The sequence below is a fragment of the Pseudoxanthomonas sp. JBR18 genome (assembly GCF_028198165.1).
GTDB lineage: Bacteria > Pseudomonadota > Gammaproteobacteria > Xanthomonadales > Xanthomonadaceae > Pseudoxanthomonas_A.
In genome coordinates this window covers 3,082,315-3,098,686 of record NZ_CP116339.1, presented here as the reverse complement: position 1 = coordinate 3,098,686, position 16,372 = coordinate 3,082,315, and the positions used below count along the sequence as shown (strand labels likewise).

The window sequence follows — 16,372 nt, the reverse complement described above, 5'->3', positions numbered from 1 at the left end:
GCCGTGGCGCAGGCCCGCCCCTGCGAAAGGGGGCGCCTGCGCCGGCTCACTCAGCCCATCACCGGGCCCTGGACCACCGGATTGGCGCGTTCCTGCGCCTGCTGGCGCGCGTGCGACTGGGCGAGCTGATCGGTGGCGACTTGCCATTGCGCGGTGCTGGCCTCAACCGGGCGTTGCACGGCGCTGGCCACGTCCACCTGCGCCCGCTGGCGCGCCTCGACCGGGCCGTTGGACGCCTCCACCGCAAAGGCGCGGCTGCCGTCCGGACTCAAGCCCACACGATCGATCGCGGACAGATGCGGACTGGCAGCGGTCAGCGCCGCGGCCAGGCGCTCGCTGCTGCCATCGGGTGCGCGGCCCATGCCCTGATCGATCTGCGAGACCCCAGCGTAGGCCTGCTGGTAGCGGCCGTTGGCCGGATGCGCGGGGTCGCGCATGTCCGGCAGCGGCAACGCGCCCGGAGCGAGCGAGGCGCCGCGGCGATCTTGCTGCTCGGCCCGCCTGGCGGGCTCGCCCGCGGGCAAGGGATCACGCGTCAGCTGCCACGCGTCCTCGAGCAGGCCTTTGCCGCTGCGCGTCAGCAGCGTGGCGGCCAGGCGCTCGCCGCTGATGTCCGAGCGGAACTTGTCGATCATGGGGTCGTACTGCTGCGCCATCCCTCGGGCCGACGGATCGGCAAGGATCGAGGTGTCCGGCTGGTGGTCACCGTTCCACGGCAGGAAATTGTGCATGTCATGGGAACCGCCGCGCATCGCGGCAACCGCACCGAAGATATCGTTCCGCAGGTCGAACATGCTCCGGTTGTTCTCATAACCGTACTTTTCCAGCGTGTCGATCTCGCGCTGGTTGGTGTAGACCTCGACCCGGCCGTAGTGCGGCGAGGCCGAGCTCACCAAGTCGGCCGCCATCACGTGGTTGACCATCCCGTTGCCGCCTTCTGGGATGCGGTAAGTCTCGCCGGTCGCCGGATTCTGCATGTTCAGGCTGGCCGCGCCGAACGCGTTGAACGTTTCGCCTTTCAACCCGAAGTAGTGGCCGGTGATCTCGGCCAACGTGCCGCCCAAGGAGTGACCGGTCACCGTCACCTCGGGAGGCGCGACGCCTTTGGTCTTGCCATAGTCCTTCGCCAGTTCGATCGCCTGGCTCGTCAGCGCGATCGCATCGTCAGCCTGCTGGTTGTTGCGCCCGACCACCATGCCGCCATCGGTCTTGACCAGATCCTCAAGCTTCTGCCGGTCGAACTCGGTGCCGCGATGGGCAACGACGATCTCGCCGGTGTCCATCCGCTGGTAGACCGCGCCCTGATACCCGGAAGGCTTGTCCGCATAGGCCAGCACCTTGTACTCGAGGCCACCGATTTCGGTGACCTTACCCACCATCGACTGCAGGTCCACGGGCCTGCCGTGTTCGTCGCGCCCGTAGCTGTGGTCGGCCAAATACGCGTACTGCTGGGTTCCCATCGTCATGGCACGCCATCCTTGTGCGGAACAAATGTCACGGTGAAAAGATCATCGTCACGGATTGAAGCACCGAATCTCGATCGATCCGACTCGCCCGTATCCAGCGGCTCGTCCAATGCCGACGACACCAGCCGTGGATAAGAGATCTTGTTGAAGTAGACCGTTTCCTGCTCGGCAGGGATCAACTTCTGATCCTGGATGCTGGGAATGAAGAGCGTCTCGCCATCGGCGCCCGTCGCCTTCATGTGCACCCTAAGCTGGATCAGCTTCCAGTGGCAGACGCCGCGTCCGGTGTAGTCCTGGTCGAGCATCTGGTCGGCGTAGACGACGGCCTCGTACTCGGTGTCGGAGATCTTCCGCAGCGGGACTTCCACGTCGTCAGTGGGCACCGGCGCGCTGCGGCCGCCGGGATTGTCCTTCGGCGGGCTCAGGCACTCCTTGTTGACCACGTCGTACTGCGCCAAGGCCTTCATCCAGCCAAACGGCCCGGGCGCTTCCTTGATGGTCATGGTGACGCGGTAGGCATCCTTTGGCGCGGGGTTGCGCGCGGACGCGGCGGTGCCGCCGTGATCGGCAGTCGATGAGGTCACAGCATTCATATCGGTCCTTGAATCCGAAGGAGAACAGGCGGCCAGGGCGAACAACAGCGCGGGGGCGGCAAACAGACGGAGCTGGGGGCGCGTCATGGGATCCTTCCACGGGGAATCGGCAAGCCTTGCGGGAATGGTCGTCACCGCAAGGGAGCCTGTCAAATTGGAATGCAGTGCAGAAACAGCGCGATGAAGGAACGCGATGCGGTCGAGCCGCCTGCCTGAGGGAGCGCGACGCGATGAAGGTGATGCGCGCCCTGCCCGCATCCGCTCAGCGTTCGAACTTGGTCGACAGGATGATCGAGGAGGTCGTGCGCTCCACCCCATCGATAGCCCCGATCCGGTCGGTCAGTTCATCCATTTCGCCCACGGTCGGCGCCATGCCGATGGCGATCAGATCGTGCGGACCGCTGACCGAATGCAGGGCGCGTACCTGGGCCATCGCGCGCAGGGCATTGGTCACCGCCACCATCTGCTTGGGCCGCACCGTCACCAGGATGTGGGCGCGGATATGGCCATGTTCCACGTCGTCGCGCAGGCGCACACCGTAGCCGGCGATCACCCCTTGCCGCTCCAGTTTCTGCAACCGGCTCTGCGCGGTCGTGCGCGACACGCCCAGGCGGCGCGCAATCTCAGACACGGGCGCACGGGCGTCCTCGCGCAGGATGGCGATCAAGGCCTGGTCGGAAGTGGAAATCGTCGCCATGTACAGAACCACTCGTCGATTCGACGAAAAAAGCCGATGAAGTGCCCGGATCATACCTGCCAATCCACCGCAGGATGTCCCAATAATGGAAGCAAGTCGGCGCCGTCAGGCCTGCCGCCACACTTTCCACCCTTGCCGCCAGGAGGTTCCATGTCCGTGATCGCTTCCCTCGCCCCGCTGCGCGCCCGCGCCGGCGCCCGCCAGACCACCGGCCTGGATGACGCGACCCTGGAGCGCCTCGCCGGCTCGCATCCCGAACTCGGCCAGGCCATCGGCGCCGCCGCCGCCCAGTTCGAGGCCCTGGCCGCCGAGTTTGATGACCTCTTGGATCTGGACGAGGTCGAGCAGGTCGCGCGCCTGCAGGCCGGCTACGTCAATTTCTATGCGGACGATGCGGTCAACCCGTACGTGGCCCTCGCCGCGCGTGGGCCCTGGGTGGTCACCCTCAAGGGTGCGGTGCTCTTCGATGCCGGTGGCTACGGAATGATCGGCTTCGGCCATACGCCCGAGGCTGTGCTGGACGCGATGGCCCGTCCCCAGGCCATGGCCAACATCATGACGCCCAGCCTGTCGCAGCTGCGCTTCGAGCGTGCGATGCGTGCCGAGATCGGCCACACCCGCCCGGATGGCTGCCCGTATGCGAAATTCCTGTGCCTGAATTCGGGCTCTGAGTCGGTTGGCCTGGCCGCGCGCATCGCCGACATCAACGCCAAGCTGATGACCGATCCGGGCGCGCGCCACGCGGGCCGTACCCTCAAGCGCGTGGTGGTCAAGGGCAGCTTCCATGGCCGCACCGACAAGCCGGGGCTGTACTCGGATTCCACCCGCAAGACCTACCAGCAGCACCTGGCCAGCTATCGCGGCGAGGACTCGGTCATTGCCGTGGCGCCCTATGACGAAGCCGCGTTGCGCCAGGTCTTCGCCGATGCCGATGCCAATGGCTGGTTCGTCGAGGCCGTGTTCCTGGAGCCGGTGATGGGCGAAGGCGATCCGGGTAGGGCGCTGCCGCCGGCCTTCTACGCCGCCGCGCGCGAACTGACGCGCGCCCATGGCAGCCTGCTGCTGGTGGATTCGATCCAGGCCGGCCTGCGCGCCCACGGCGTGCTGTCGGTCGTGGACTACCCGGGCTTCGAGGGTCTGGAGGCGCCGGACCTGGAGACCTACTCCAAGGCGCTCAACGCCGCCCAGTATCCGCTGTCGGTGCTGGCGGTGACCGAGGCCACCGCCGCGCTGTACCGCAAGGGCGTCTACGGCAACACCATGACCTCCAACCCGCGCGCCCTGGACACCGCCTGCGCCACCCTGAGCCTGCTCACCCCGGCCGTGCGGGACAACATCCGCACCCGCGGTGCACAGGCCGTGGCCAAGCTGGAGCGGCTCAAGGCCGAGCTCGGCGGGCTGATCACCAATGTGCAGGGCACCGGGCTGCTGTTCTCCTGCGAGCTGGCCCCGCATTTCAAGTGCTACGGCGCGGGCTCCACCGAGGAATGGCTGCGCATGCACGGGCTCAACGTGATCCACGGCGGCGCCAACTCGCTGCGGTTCACGCCACCGTTCACCATCGCCGAGGACGAACTGGACCTGCTGGTCGGCCTGGTCGGCCGCGCCCTGCGCGAAGGGCCGCGCCTGCGCGAGGCCAAGGCCGCCTGAGGCCGGCGGCCCCACACGAAAAAAGCCCGCGGTTAGCGGGCTTTTTTCGTGCCTCCTCGCTCAAATCGGCGCGGCGGTGAGTTTGCGACGCAGGTAGTTGGTCACCGCACGCCGCGGGCTCTTGCCACGCCAGGAAGCCCAGCACAGATGGGAGCCAAACGCGGCTTCGCCTGCGCGCTGGCCGAGTCCAAACCAGGTGCGGTCCGGGTGGAAGGCGTTGCGCGGTGGGAAATAGACATCGCCAAAGCGATCTCGATTGGCAAGATAGAACAAGGTCATGCCTCGCGGGCCAGAGATCAAGGGAATCCGGCGATGATCTTCAAGCACTTCAGGCGCATGTGCCTGGAAGATGTGCGCGATGAACGCCGACCAGAATGGGTGGCCTGCCTGTGAGCCGAGCACCGCGTTGCCAATCTTGAAATCCTGTGTCCCTTCAGCGCCCTCTTCAAGCGGCAGGACGCACACCTTGGACATCAGGTGCGCGTCCATCGGCTTGAGCAGCTTGTAGTCCGTGTCGAAATAGAAGCCGCCGAAGGCGTGCATGTACGCACAACGCGCGATATCGGCCTGCATGACACCGAAGGCAATCCTCGCGTACTGTTCATGGAACTGCGGAAAGTGCTCTCGGATCAGTGCATCGTTGGCGGCGTCATCCCACAGATGCCCTTGCCAGCCCACCAGCGTGCGCTCCATGCGGCGACGCATCTGGCGTTCCTCCCAGCTCAGCTCCAGGGTCGGTGCGGTCAAATGGAAAATCTGAGGGATCACAAGGACGCTCCCATGTCGCTTGGCGGGGAGAACGTCAACGCCGAGTGCGGCGTGATCAGGCGGTGCCAGAAGGGCCAGCATCTCCGTATCCAGCCCATAAGACAACTAGATCACAAAAAATATCTCGACTTCAACAAGTTTTTACCCACTGTCATTCCCCGGCCCGTGCCGCGCGTCCTTGCCCGCGTTTCACCGCCTCGGCGATCAGTGCGCGCGCCTCGGCCGCATCGCCCCAGCCATTGAGCTGCACGGTATTGCGCCCGGCCGGCAGGTCCTTGTAGACGCGGAAGAAGGCCTCGATGCGCTGGCGTTCGATCTCCGGCAGGTCCTTCAGGTCCTGGATGTCCGCGTAGGTGGGGTCGACCTTGTCGGTGGGCACGCCGATGATCTTCTCGTCGTGCTCGCCCTTGTCGATCATGCGCAGCACGCCGATCGGGCGGAAGTCGATCAGCACACCCGGATGCAGTGGCTCACGCGTCAAGACCAGCGCATCCAACGGATCGCCGTCGCCGGCCAGCGTGCTGGGCATGGAGCCGTAGTTGGCCGGATAGGTCACCGGCATGGACTGGAAACGGTCGACGAAGACCAGCCCATCCTCGCGCGTCTCGTACTTGGTGAAGCTGCCGGCGGGGATTTCGATCATGACCCGCGCTTCGGCCGGCGCGGCCTTGGGCTGAGGCACATGCAGCGGGTTGCGCATGAACTCCGGGCCCTGGGCCAGGGCGGGCACGGCAACGAGCACCATGGCGGCACAGAAGAAAAGTTTGAAGCGCATCGTGGGTTCCTCGGGACGAAGGGGGCCAGGCGCCGGATCACCGATCCAGGCTTGGGGCGTTGGGTGCGGAGGGCTGATGACGCTCCAAAACCGTCAGCCCGTGTCGGCGAAACTGGCTCATTCCCAGCAGCGATCCTCGCGGCCCTTGGGTGACTCGCCACGCGCACAGTCGCGCGGGGCGATACGTCCATCGGTCCGCTCAATCAGACGCTTGCCACCGTCAGCTTCGCGCACCACCTCGAACGCGTCGTACAGCCGACCGGTGGCGGTGCGCGATTCGTAGGACAGATGCTGCGGATCGATCTTCAGGACCTGGTAGAACTGGGTGTCCTCGCCCACCGGTTGCATCGTCTTGCGTGCGTCATCCGACAGCCGGTATTGCTTGGGCCCGGCCACAGAGACGATGAACACCGGTGTGGTCGGGTTGTCGGTATCGCCGCGACGGCCGTAGGTATGGTCATGGCCCTGCAGCACCAGGTCGACCCTGTGCCTGCGGATCACCGGCAGCACCTGCTCCACCAGCAGCGCATTGTCACGTGCCGCGCGCGGGGAATAGAACGGCTGATGGATCACGACGATCGACCAAGGGTGTGGGTTGCCGGTCAGCACGTGGTCCAGCCACGCCGCCTGCGCCGCACCGGTGCCCAGGTCCAGCGCCGAGGTCCCGTCGATCACCGCGATCCGCACGTCCTGGTAGTCGAACCAATAGGTGGTCTGCGCGGTGGCAGTCGGGCCATTCCTCGGCAGCGCGAACGTCACCGGCCAGTGGCCGCCGAGCACGCGCCGCTGCTGCGGAGTGTCCTCGAATTCTTCGTGATACTCATGGTTGCCCGGGGCCGGTGCGACTGCCGTGCCTTCCAGCAGCCAGCGCCCGGCCTCGAACCACTCGGCCCACTCGCTGTCGTCCACGCCATCCTTGCCACTGACCAGGTCGCCGGCGAACAGCGCCAGCCGTGCATCGGGCGTGCTGCGCCAGGCCTGGCGCAGGACCCGTGAGACCAGGCTGAGGTTCTTGTTCTGGGTGTCGCCGAAATACAGCAGCGTCAGCGGCGTCCCTGCGGGCGCCGCAGTGCGGAAGTGGTTCCAGCTGCCCCAGGTGTCGTGGCCCTGCACGCGATAGGCATACAGCGTGTTTGGCTTGAGCCCATCGATGTCGACGCGATGGTGATGCGCAACGCCGTTTTCGGTCTGCAAGACCCGCGTGTCGGCCTTGAACACCCGCGGCGGCCCCAGGTCCGGCGAATCGCTGGCCACCACCAGTTCCAGCGCCGGCTGCGAGACACTGGCATCGGTGCGCCAGGCCACGGCAAAGCCGGTGGCGGCATCCTGCGCCGGCGAGGCGACGATGCGGTCCGGAAATCCGGTGGCCGCGTAATGCGTGCTGCCCGGGGGCACCTGCGTGTTGGGCTCGACCTGCGCCTGCGCCGCGACGCCGCTCAGCCCGGCGAGGCAGCACACCCCAAGCAGCAGGCCGCTGCGAATGCGCCCCATCAAGGCGCGCATGCCTTCAGCTTCAACGTCTTGGCGATGTCGCGCCAGTCGAACGCCGCCACCGCCTGATCGTCGTGCAGCGCGTACAGCACGCCCTGCGGGAAGCGCGCATCCCCACGGGCATCCATCCACACCCCGTCGGTGTTGGCGGTGACCTTGCCGGAGAACGCACCGACCGGCGCCAGGGTCTTGCGGTCGAACACGTGGAACAGGCTGCGATCCTTGAACTGGTCGGTGCCGATCCAGTAGCCGCTGCCATCCGGGCAGGCCAGCAGGGCGATACCTTCGGCCTGGGCCTTGTACAGGTCCGCGCCGATGTCCTTGCCCGCATAGGTGCCGTCGGACAGCCTGTACTCGCGCAGGCGCGTGCCTGCCGGCACATCTTCTTCGGCCAGCAGCAGGCGGTCGTTGGTCGGATCACCGAACACCGACTCGGCCACGCGGATCGCACCTGCCTGGGTGGTGTCGCCGAAGGTCTGGGTCAGCGTCGCCTTCCACGCATCGCCCTGGCGCGCCAGTTGGTAGCGACGGAAGCGCTGGCCCAGGTCGGCCAGTGGCGGGACGGTTTCCTCGTCGGCGCCCAGCATGTAGTTGTCGCTGACGATGACTTCGATGCCACCGTCCTTCTCATGCGCCCACAGGCCGTAGGGCTTCTTCAGCTCCGCAGCGCCGAACACCGCCACCGATTTGAACGCCGGCAGCGAGAAGGCCTGCACGCGGTGGTTATCGCGCTCGACCACCAGGGCCAGGTCGCCCACCACCGCGATGCCATTGGGCCGGTCCAGTTGGCCCGGTGCAGCCCCCTTGCCGCCAACGGTGCGCAGGCGCTCACCGGTATCGCCATCGAACACCACCAGCTCGCCGGTCTTCTTGGCGGTGGTGATCACCCAACGCTCGCCGTCCGGGGCCTCCCAGGCGGCGGGCGAATCGAGGTTGTCCGCCGGCGTGGAGGGGGTGACGAACGCTTCGTCCACCACCGCATGCGGGATGTTGGCCTCGCTGAGCAGGGGATCATGCTCGGCGGACTCGTCGGGCTCGCGGTCGGCGGCATCGGCCACCGTCGGCGCGGGCGTCGAAGCGGCCGGCGCGGCGTCCTGCGCCGGGTGGCAGGCCGAGAGCAGCGCGCACGCCAGGGCCAGCGCGGCCGAGCCGCGCAACAGGGACACCGCCGCCATCAGAGCTTCACCTTCACGCCGACCGCGTAGGTGCGGCCGTATTCCTCATACTGCTGGGTGTGCGAGCGGTCGCCCTGGTAACGCTCCAGCGGCTTGTCCAGCAGGTTGGACGCATCGAAGTACAGCTCCACGTTGCCGGTGACCTGGTAGCTCAGGCCGAAATCCAGCTGCGTATTGGGCGCCACGTAGATATCGAAGTCACGTCCCTTGCCCAACTCGTCCAGGTACTCACTGCGATACACCGCCGAGACCCGCGCCGAGACGCCGTACTTCTCGTAACCCAGGTAGCCGCTGTACACATGCTTGGAGGCGCGCGGCAGCGTGAAGTCTTCTCCTGCACGGTCTTCCAGGCCCGGGTCGAAATCGGTGTCCAGCCAGGTGCCGCTGGCGCCAACCAGCAGCCCGTTCCAGCCCTCGGGCAGGAAGCTCAGCGACTGCTGGTAGTTGAACTCGGCGCCCTTCACCCGCGCGTTGTCGCCGTTGATGGCCATGGACACGTCGTAGCCGGCATAGTCGGCATCGTTGTTGCGCACCGTGTCGACGATGTAGCCATCGATCCACTTCTCGAACAGGCCCAGCGAGACGATGCCACTGTCGCCCAGGTACTTTTCGAAGGAGAAGTCCAGGTTGGTCGACTCGTAGGGATCCAGGTTCGGGTTGCCGACCTCCACTTCCGTGTCATCGTTGTTGATCGTCGCGTGCGGCGCGATCTGGCCGAAGCCCGGGCGCGAGACGGTCTTGTTCAACGCCATACGCAGCGCCCAACCATCACCACCATCCCAGCGCAGGTGCAGCCCCGGCAACACGTTGGTGTAGCTGTTGCTGGCCTTGAGCTGGCTGACGCTGAAGGTCTCTTCGTCCTCGACGTCGATCTGGTTGCCGGTCGCGCTGAAGCTGGTGTTTTCCGCGCGCACGCCGGCGATCACGCGCAGTGCGCCGATGTCCCAGGTGCCCATCACGTAGGCCGCCAGGATGTCCTCGCGCGAGGTGTAGTCCTCGGCCAGGGCGGCCACGGCATTGCTGGCCACATCGCCGTCGTCGGCGCTGTAGAGATCGCCGTACTGCGCCCAATAGTCACGCATCGCCGAGGAGCTGAGCGCCTGGCCTAGGCTGTTGTGGCGATGGTCCGGCGCGGACACCGTCCAGTCGGTCAGATCGATGTCCGGGCCTTCGGACAGCTCCGGCTCGTCCTTGTCCACGTCGCGGTCGCGGAAACGACCGAGCAGGCCCATCTTGTAGCGACCGTGCTCGCCATCGAAACGCACGTTGACCTTGGCGCTGAACTCCTTGTCGTCCGTGGCACCCGGCGACAGCACGAACTTGTTGAAGGCGTAGTTGTCGTTGGACTCCCAGTCGGGATTGGAGAAGTCGATCCGCGGCAGGCTGCCGGTCTGGTCGATGCTGGCCTCCAGATCGTTGCGCACGCTCTTGGCGAGCTTGAAGCGGGCTTCGATCTCGTCGGGCACGCGCTCCTCGGTCTTGGTGTAGCCCACCTGGTAGTCGACCACCGCATCGGTCAGACGGTTCTCGCCCCCGAAGCTGGCCGCGTAGGCCTTCTGCTTCTTGGTGCGATAGCGCACGCGCTTGCCCAGGTCATCCACCGGGGCGCTGTAGGTGCCGTCGCCGTTGGCGACTACGTCATCCACGTCGAAGTCGATGACGGTGTTCTGCCGGGTCTCGGCATCCTGGTAGTCGCTGTAGAGCGTGCGCAAGTAATACTTGCTGTCCGCGTCCGGATGCCAGTCCAGGTTGAGGTTGGCGCCGATGCGCTTGCGATCGACGTAGTACTTGCGACGCTGCTGCTGGACCATGAACAGGTCGCCGTTGTCCAGGGTGTCGTACTCGCCCTCGGTGTTGTCGGACTGGAACTCGCGGTCCTGGTAATTCACTCCCACCGCCACACCGAAGGTGTCGTCGGCGAACAGGTCCGAGTAGTTGAACGAAGCCTTCGGGCTGGTCTTGCCGCTGAGATTCTGATGATTGGCCTCGACCTTGGCGCGCAGGCTGCGCCCGTCACGGTCGAATGCGGAGGCGGACTCGACTTCGATGGTGCCGCCGATGGAGTCACCCGGCATGTCCGGTGTGGGCGACTTGATCACCTTCAGTCGCTCGGTCGACTCGGAGGGGATCGTGTCCAGCGGCGTGGCGCGGTTGTCGCTTTCGGCCGTGCCCAGATGCAGGCCATCGACGGTCACGCTGTTGAGCGCCGCGTCCAGACCGCGCACCACGACGTAGCGGCCTTCGCCCTGATCGCGCGTCACGCTGATGCCCGGCAGGCGGGACAGCGACTCGGCCACGTTCTGGTCCGGATAATCGCCCACATCATCGGCGGCCACTGCATCGAGGATCGCATTGGAATCGCGCTTGAGGTCGATCGCGCGCACCTGCGCTTCCAGCTGCGGGCGGACCACCAGCCTGTCCAGCGTGGTCGCATCGTTGGGTGCGGCGGCGGGAGCATCGGTAGCAAAGGCTGGCGAGGCGATCAGCGTGGCCAGTGTCACGGACACGGCGATGGCAAGGCGATGGCGATTCGGCACGGCGTGGGGTCCCCAGACAGGTCGGAAAAATGTCAGGGCGCACGGTATGTCCGAGAGGTTTCATGCCAGTGACAACTCGCGGTCACACAGCTCGGACCGTCACCTTTTCGGCGCAAACAGGCGCTGGAAGACGCCATGCCTGTCATGCCAACGTCATCTTCCGGCTGGTTCAGCCCGCGCCGGTTGCGGCACACTGCCCGCACCCTCCTCGAAGACCCCCGCCATGAAAACCGTCGAAGTCCGCCATCCCCTGGTCCGCCACAAGATCGGCCTGCTCCGCGATGCGAACCTGAGCACCAAGGGCTTCCGCGAACTGGTCACCGAGCTGGGCACCCTGCTGGCGTACGAGGCCACGGCGGACCTGCATACCGAGCCAGACACCGTGCAGGGCTGGGCGGGCCCGGTCGAGGTGCAGAAGATCGCCGGGGCCAAGATCACCCTGGTCCCGATCCTGCGCGCGGGCCTGGGGATGCTGCCCGGCGTGCTGGCCCTGATCCCGGCCGCGCGCGTGAGCGTGGTCGGCCTGCAGCGCGACGAAGAGACGCTGCAGCCGGTGCCCTACTTCGAGCGCCTCACCGGCCGCCTGGAAGAACGCGACGCCCTGATCCTGGACCCGATGCTGGCCACCGGCGGCACGCTGATCGCCACCATCGACATGCTCAAGCGCGCCGGCGCACAGCGGATCAAGGGCATCTTCCTGGTCGCCGCCCCGGAAGGCCTCAAGGCACTGGAGGCCGCGCATCCAGATGTGGAGGTGTATACCGCCGCGATCGACGACCATCTCAACGAGAAGGGCTACATCCTGCCCGGCCTGGGCGATGCGGGCGACCGGATCTTCGGCACGCGCGTGGAGAGCTGAACCGGTCGGCGTAGCGCGGAGCTCGCTCCGCTACAGCCCTCCCAACCAAACAGGCCTGTGTAGAGCGGAGATGTTACGCGGCCAGCGGCCGCGCCTTGAGTTCCGCCAGTTCGTGGGTGGTGCCGAACCGGCCTTGCTCGTCGCGGGTCACCCGTGCCAGCGCGCAATCGGTGTCGTGGGTGAAGAACAGGCGCACGTCGCGCGCCAGCGCGTCTTCCAGGAACGCGCGCTTCTCGTCGATCAGCAGTTCGGCGTTGCGGTCGTAGCCCATCGTGATCGGCACATGCACCCAGAAGCGCCCCGGGATCAGGTCGGCGCAGAACGCCACCCCGCCATGGGGCCGCCCCTGCGCATCGCGCTCGGGGCCCACGATCTCGGCCAGCATCAGACCCGGTGTGTGGCCATCGCTGTAGCGGAAGCGCACCGTCTCGCCCAGCGCCTTTGCATATTCGCCTTCGACGATCTCCAGCCGCCCGGTGGCTTCCAGCAAGCCGGGCAACTCGGGGATGAAGCTGGCGCGATCACGCGGATGCGGCTGCCGGGCGCGCTGCCAGTGCGCCGCGCCGACCACGAAGGTCGCGTTGGGAAATAGCAGTCGCGGCCCCTGCCCCTCCGCCCACGGTGCCAGCAGCCCACCCGCATGATCGAAGTGCAGGTGGCTCAGGACCACCACATCGATGTCCTCGTGCGAGACGCCCGCCTGCGCGAGCGAGTCGAGCAGCACATGCTCGGCCTCGACCACGCCGTAGCGCTCACGCAGCTTCGGTTCGAAGAAAGCGCCGATGCCGGTCTCGAACAGCACGGTCTTGCCGCCCAGATCCTGCGCCAGCAGCGCGCGGCAGGCCAGGTCGATGCGATTGTGCGCGTCCGGCTGCACCCAGCGCGCCCACAGCGCGCGCGGCGCGTTGCCGAACATCGCCCCGCCATCGAGCTTCTGCGAATTGCCCACGATGGACCAGAGTTTCATCAGACGTGCCCTCCCGGCGACCAGCTGCACATGATGCGCGCGCGAGCGCTCCAGCCCAAGCCGTGGTGACGATCAGCCGGCCTGCAGGCGCGCCAGCTTGGCCAGCAGATCGCCCTGGCTCTCCGGATATTCCGGATCGGGATCGATGCACTCCACCGGGCAGACCACCACGCACTGCGGCTCGTCGTAATGCCCGACGCACTCGGTGCAACGCGCCGGGTCGATCACATAGATCTCCTCGCCCATGGAGATGGCCTGGTTGGGACAGGCTGGCTCGCAGACGTCGCAGTTGACGCACAGGTTGTTGATCTTCAGCGACATGGCACGTCTGCAGCGTTGCGCGGGAACACGAAGGAAGGTGCGGGCAGCCCTGCGACGATGCAAGGCGGTGAAGCAAAGAACCCCAGCCGCACGCGGCGACTGGGGTCCTGTCAGCGCCGGCGCATGCGCGCGCCGCCGTCTCGCACAGGATTACTGCTTGGTGTCGACGAACACGTAGTCCGCGCCCGACGGCGCCACGGCCGCCTTGACGCGGTCGTTGTCGGCGGCGGCGCCTACGAACAGCACGCGCGCGCCCTTGAACGAGCCCGGAGAGGCCTTGCCGAAGGCGGCCACGATCAGGTCGGCCATCTTGGCGCTGACCGGCGAGCCGAAGGCCACCATGTTGCCGGTGGTCACGCCACGCTGGGCAGCGTTGTCGATCTGCTCGGCCAGGCGGTCGTACTTGCCCTGGAAGTCCGAGTCGGTCTCGGCGGGGAGGTAATACATGATCGGCGGGTTGTTGATGTTGCCCATGTTGCGCGGCACCACGTCCTGCAGGTACTTCTTCCACGCGGCGTCATCGGTGCCCGACGGCGCGCTCATCGGTGCGGCCTCGGCTTCCTGCGCGGGCGCCGCGTCCTTCTTGCCGCAGGCGGCCAGGGACACGACGGACAGGCCCAGGCAGGCGGCCAGGAGCAGGCGGTTGGTGGACTTCATGGGTACAGCCTCCGGTTGGAATCTTTCGGTCTAGGGGCGGGGGAATCTTGGGTGGGTCGGCCGTCAGGCCGCATCGCGACGCGCATCCTGCAGCGCCTTGGCGACCGAGGCCGGCACGAAGCCGGACACGTCGCCGCCCAGGCGCGCGATCTCGCGCACCAGGGTCGAGGAAATGAAGCCGAACTGCTCGGCCGGGGTCATGAACAGCGTTTCCACGTCCGGGATCAGATGCCGGTTCATGCTGGCCATCTGGAACTCGTACTCGAAATCGGACACCGCGCGCAGCCCGCGCAGCAGCACCCGGCCGCCCACTTTGTGCACGAAATCGGCCAGCAGACTGTCGAATCCCAGCACTTCCACGTGTGGATAGTGGGCCACCGCCGACTGGGCCAGCGCCACGCGCTGCTCCAGCGGCAGCGCCGGACCTTTCTTCTGGCTTGCGGCGACACCGATCACCAGCCGCTCGAACAACGGCGCGGCGCGGTCGATCAGGTCGAGGTGACCGTTGGTGATCGGGTCGAAAGTGCCCGGATAGACCGCGGTCCGGATGGGCGACACGCTCATTCAGAAAATACCGTGGAAAGTTCGCCGTTCAGTGTAACAGCGCCGCCTCGGAAGCTGTCCAAGCCCCGGTGCACGCACAGACACCAGGCGCGGCGGTGGGCAGCGGACTTCACCCGAGCGCGCGGGCCAGGCGATAGCGCACCTCGCGGGTCTGGCCCTCCCGATGCAGGACGAAGCCCGACGGCAGCGCCGGTGCCTCGTCCAGCGGCGACTCCACGTACAGCCAGGCCTGGGGCGCCAGGACGCGCGGCAGGCCGTCGAGCACCTGCTGCCAGAGCCCGGCGGCAAACGGCGGGTCGACGAACGCCAGGTCGAAGCTACCCTCGGCCTGCTGGGCCAGCCAGCCCAGCGCATCGCCCTGCACCACCTGGACCTGCCCAGCGGCCCCGAGCCGCTCCACGACCTGGACCAACTGCCGCGCCGCCCCTGCATCGCGTTCAACCAGGACGGCCTCCGCGGCCCCGCGCGAGACCGCCTCCAGCCCCAGCGCCCCGGTCCCGGCGAACAGATCCAGCACCCGCATCCCGGCCAGTTGCCCGGTGAGCCAGTTGAAAAGCGTCTCGCGGACCCGATCGCCACTGGGGCGCAGGCCGGACACGTCCGGCACGGCCAGGCGCGTGTTGCGCCAGCGCCCGCCGACGATGCGCACCTGGCCATTGCCGGAACGGGCGGAACGGGCCGGAGACGGGGGCGGCAGACGCGGCATGGTCGGGATCGATGGGACGGCCGCAGATGATAACGATCCCGGTGCCCGCATTCCCCTTAGCGCGGAGCTTGCTCCGCTGGACACGCCGATGATCTTGCCGCACCCGTAGCGCGGAGCTCGCTCCGCTGCGCTCGCCCGAGATTTCCCTCTGTAGCAACTGTCTTCCTCACTCCCCCGCCGGCAGCACGCTCCAGGCGTCGCGTGCACGCGCATTGAGGATCACCAGCATCTTGCGCATGACCGCCACGATGGCCACCTTGGCCGCTTTGCCGCGAGCACGCAGGGATTGGTAGAACTGGCGTAGACGCGGCTCGTAGCGCAAAGCCGACAGGGCCGACATGTACAGGGCCTGGCGGATGTCAGCGCGGCCACCCCAGATGCTGCGGGTGCCGCGCAGGGTGCCGCTGTCGCGTGCCAGTGGCGCCACCCCGACCAGCTTGGCAATGGCCTTGCCATCGAGCCTGCCCAGTTCAGGAAGCTCGCTGGCCAGGACCGCCAACAACACCGGCCCCACGCCCTTGAGCGTCTGGATCGCCTCCAGTTGTGGCTGCTGGCGCACCTGTTGGGCAATCTGCTGATCCAGAAAGGCCTTGCTCTTGGTGAGTTGGAGGACATTGGCCTGCAACGCACCGCGTAGCTGGCGGTCCTTGACCCAACCCAGCTGTTGTTCGGCGCTGACCAGCATCTGGACGACCTGACGACGGCTCTGCACATACTCGGCCAGCCGGCGCTGCCATGGATGCGCCGGCTGATAAAGCGGCAGATCAAGGACCTGGGCGATCTGAGCCAGCACGGCCGCATCCAACCGATCGGTCTTGGCCAGTTGTCCGGTGGCCCGGGCAAAGTCACGGACCTGGCGCGCGTTAGCCCGCACCACCGGCAGGCCTGCTGCATGCAGGGCATCGAGCACCTGCTGCTCATAGCCGCCGGTGGGCTCCAACACCACCCGGCGCACGGCCAGGGGCTTGAGCCAAGCGGCCAGTTTGCGATGACCGGCGACGGTGTTGTCGAACTGCCGCCAAGGGCCATGGTAGACGGCCACCTCCAAGGTGGCCTTGCTCACATCGATCCCGATCCCGTGCATGGCGCATCTCCGTTAGGCTGGAAGGGTCGAGCACTCCCCGCTTGCCCAGTCTTATCCATCCG

16 protein-coding genes are annotated in these 16,372 nt (G+C 66.8%); 2 read left to right on the top strand and 14 right to left on the bottom strand.

Annotated features, from left to right (window positions below):
* Positions 1–50 precede the first annotated feature (50 nt).
* The 3 genes from PJ250_RS13970 to PJ250_RS13960 all read right to left on the bottom strand — a co-directional run bounded on the left by PJ250_RS13970 (position 51) and on the right by PJ250_RS13960 (position 2,756).
* Entirely contained in the window at positions 51–1,466 is a 1,416-nt protein-coding gene (locus tag PJ250_RS13970; RefSeq protein WP_271645183.1) for an XVIPCD domain-containing protein, read from the bottom strand.
* Positions 1,463–2,146, bottom strand: a complete 684-nt coding sequence (locus PJ250_RS13965) for a hypothetical protein (protein ID WP_271645182.1) — start codon at positions 2,144–2,146, stop codon at positions 1,463–1,465. Before PJ250_RS13965 ends, PJ250_RS13970 begins: the two co-directional genes overlap by 4 nt.
* Positions 2,147–2,321: 175 nt before the next feature.
* Entirely contained in the window at positions 2,322–2,756 is a 435-nt protein-coding gene (locus PJ250_RS13960) for an Lrp/AsnC family transcriptional regulator (protein WP_271645181.1), read from the bottom strand.
* 150 nt (positions 2,757–2,906) lie between these two features.
* On the opposite strand from PJ250_RS13960, the gene PJ250_RS13955 reads away from it, so the two are divergent.
* On the top strand, positions 2,907–4,406 hold the full coding sequence (locus tag PJ250_RS13955) for an aminotransferase class III-fold pyridoxal phosphate-dependent enzyme (protein ID WP_271645180.1): 1,500 nt from the start codon (positions 2,907–2,909) through the stop codon (positions 4,404–4,406).
* 60 nt (positions 4,407–4,466) lie between these two features.
* On the opposite strand, the gene PJ250_RS13950 is transcribed toward PJ250_RS13955, so the two are convergent.
* The 5 genes from PJ250_RS13950 to PJ250_RS13930 all read right to left on the bottom strand — a co-directional run bounded on the left by PJ250_RS13950 (position 4,467) and on the right by PJ250_RS13930 (position 11,152).
* Complete coding sequence (locus tag PJ250_RS13950; RefSeq protein ID WP_271648653.1) at positions 4,467–5,174, bottom strand: glycosyltransferase family 32 protein; 708 nt, start codon at positions 5,172–5,174, stop codon at positions 4,467–4,469.
* A 151-nt stretch (positions 5,175–5,325) separates the two neighbouring features.
* On the bottom strand, positions 5,326–5,919 hold the full coding sequence (locus PJ250_RS13945; protein ID WP_271648652.1) for an inorganic diphosphatase: 594 nt from the start codon (positions 5,917–5,919) through the stop codon (positions 5,326–5,328).
* 147 nt (positions 5,920–6,066) lie between these two features.
* Entirely contained in the window at positions 6,067–7,419 is a 1,353-nt protein-coding gene (locus PJ250_RS13940; RefSeq protein WP_333909527.1) for a purple acid phosphatase family protein, read from the bottom strand.
* Between the two features lie 20 nt (positions 7,420–7,439).
* Positions 7,440–8,615, bottom strand: a complete 1,176-nt coding sequence (locus PJ250_RS13935; RefSeq protein WP_271645178.1) for a phytase — start codon at positions 8,613–8,615, stop codon at positions 7,440–7,442.
* Entirely contained in the window at positions 8,615–11,152 is a 2,538-nt protein-coding gene (locus PJ250_RS13930; protein WP_271645177.1) for a TonB-dependent receptor, read from the bottom strand. The genes PJ250_RS13935 and PJ250_RS13930 overlap by 1 nt, the downstream gene beginning before the upstream one ends.
* A gap of 223 nt (positions 11,153–11,375) precedes the next feature.
* Between PJ250_RS13930 and upp the strand changes: the two genes are divergently transcribed.
* Positions 11,376–12,011 (top strand): uracil phosphoribosyltransferase, encoded by a 636-nt coding sequence (gene upp, locus PJ250_RS13925; protein WP_271645176.1) that lies wholly within the window; start codon positions 11,376–11,378, stop codon positions 12,009–12,011.
* 73 nt (positions 12,012–12,084) lie between these two features.
* Here the strand turns inward: upp and PJ250_RS13920 are convergent, their stop codons facing one another.
* From PJ250_RS13920 to PJ250_RS13895, 6 genes are all read right to left on the bottom strand, one after another.
* Entirely contained in the window at positions 12,085–12,978 is an 894-nt protein-coding gene (locus PJ250_RS13920) for an MBL fold metallo-hydrolase (RefSeq protein ID WP_271645175.1), read from the bottom strand.
* A 72-nt stretch (positions 12,979–13,050) separates the two neighbouring features.
* Positions 13,051–13,299: a YfhL family 4Fe-4S dicluster ferredoxin gene (locus PJ250_RS13915; protein ID WP_271645174.1), complete on the bottom strand. Its 249-nt coding sequence runs from the start codon at positions 13,297–13,299 to the stop codon at positions 13,051–13,053.
* Between the two features lie 150 nt (positions 13,300–13,449).
* Entirely contained in the window at positions 13,450–13,956 is a 507-nt protein-coding gene (locus tag PJ250_RS13910) for a hypothetical protein (protein WP_271645173.1), read from the bottom strand.
* A 63-nt stretch (positions 13,957–14,019) separates the two neighbouring features.
* Positions 14,020–14,520: a pantetheine-phosphate adenylyltransferase gene (gene coaD, locus PJ250_RS13905; protein ID WP_271645172.1), complete on the bottom strand. Its 501-nt coding sequence runs from the start codon at positions 14,518–14,520 to the stop codon at positions 14,020–14,022.
* Positions 14,521–14,629: 109 nt separating this feature from the next.
* Positions 14,630–15,226 carry a 16S rRNA (guanine(966)-N(2))-methyltransferase RsmD gene (gene rsmD / locus PJ250_RS13900; RefSeq protein ID WP_271645171.1) on the bottom strand — a complete coding sequence of 199 codons (597 nt, stop codon included), beginning with the start codon at positions 15,224–15,226 and terminating at the stop codon, positions 14,630–14,632.
* Between the two features lie 166 nt (positions 15,227–15,392).
* Complete coding sequence (locus PJ250_RS13895) at positions 15,393–16,310, bottom strand: IS110 family RNA-guided transposase (protein ID WP_271644615.1); 918 nt, start codon at positions 16,308–16,310, stop codon at positions 15,393–15,395.
* Positions 16,311–16,372: the final 62 nt, after the last annotated feature.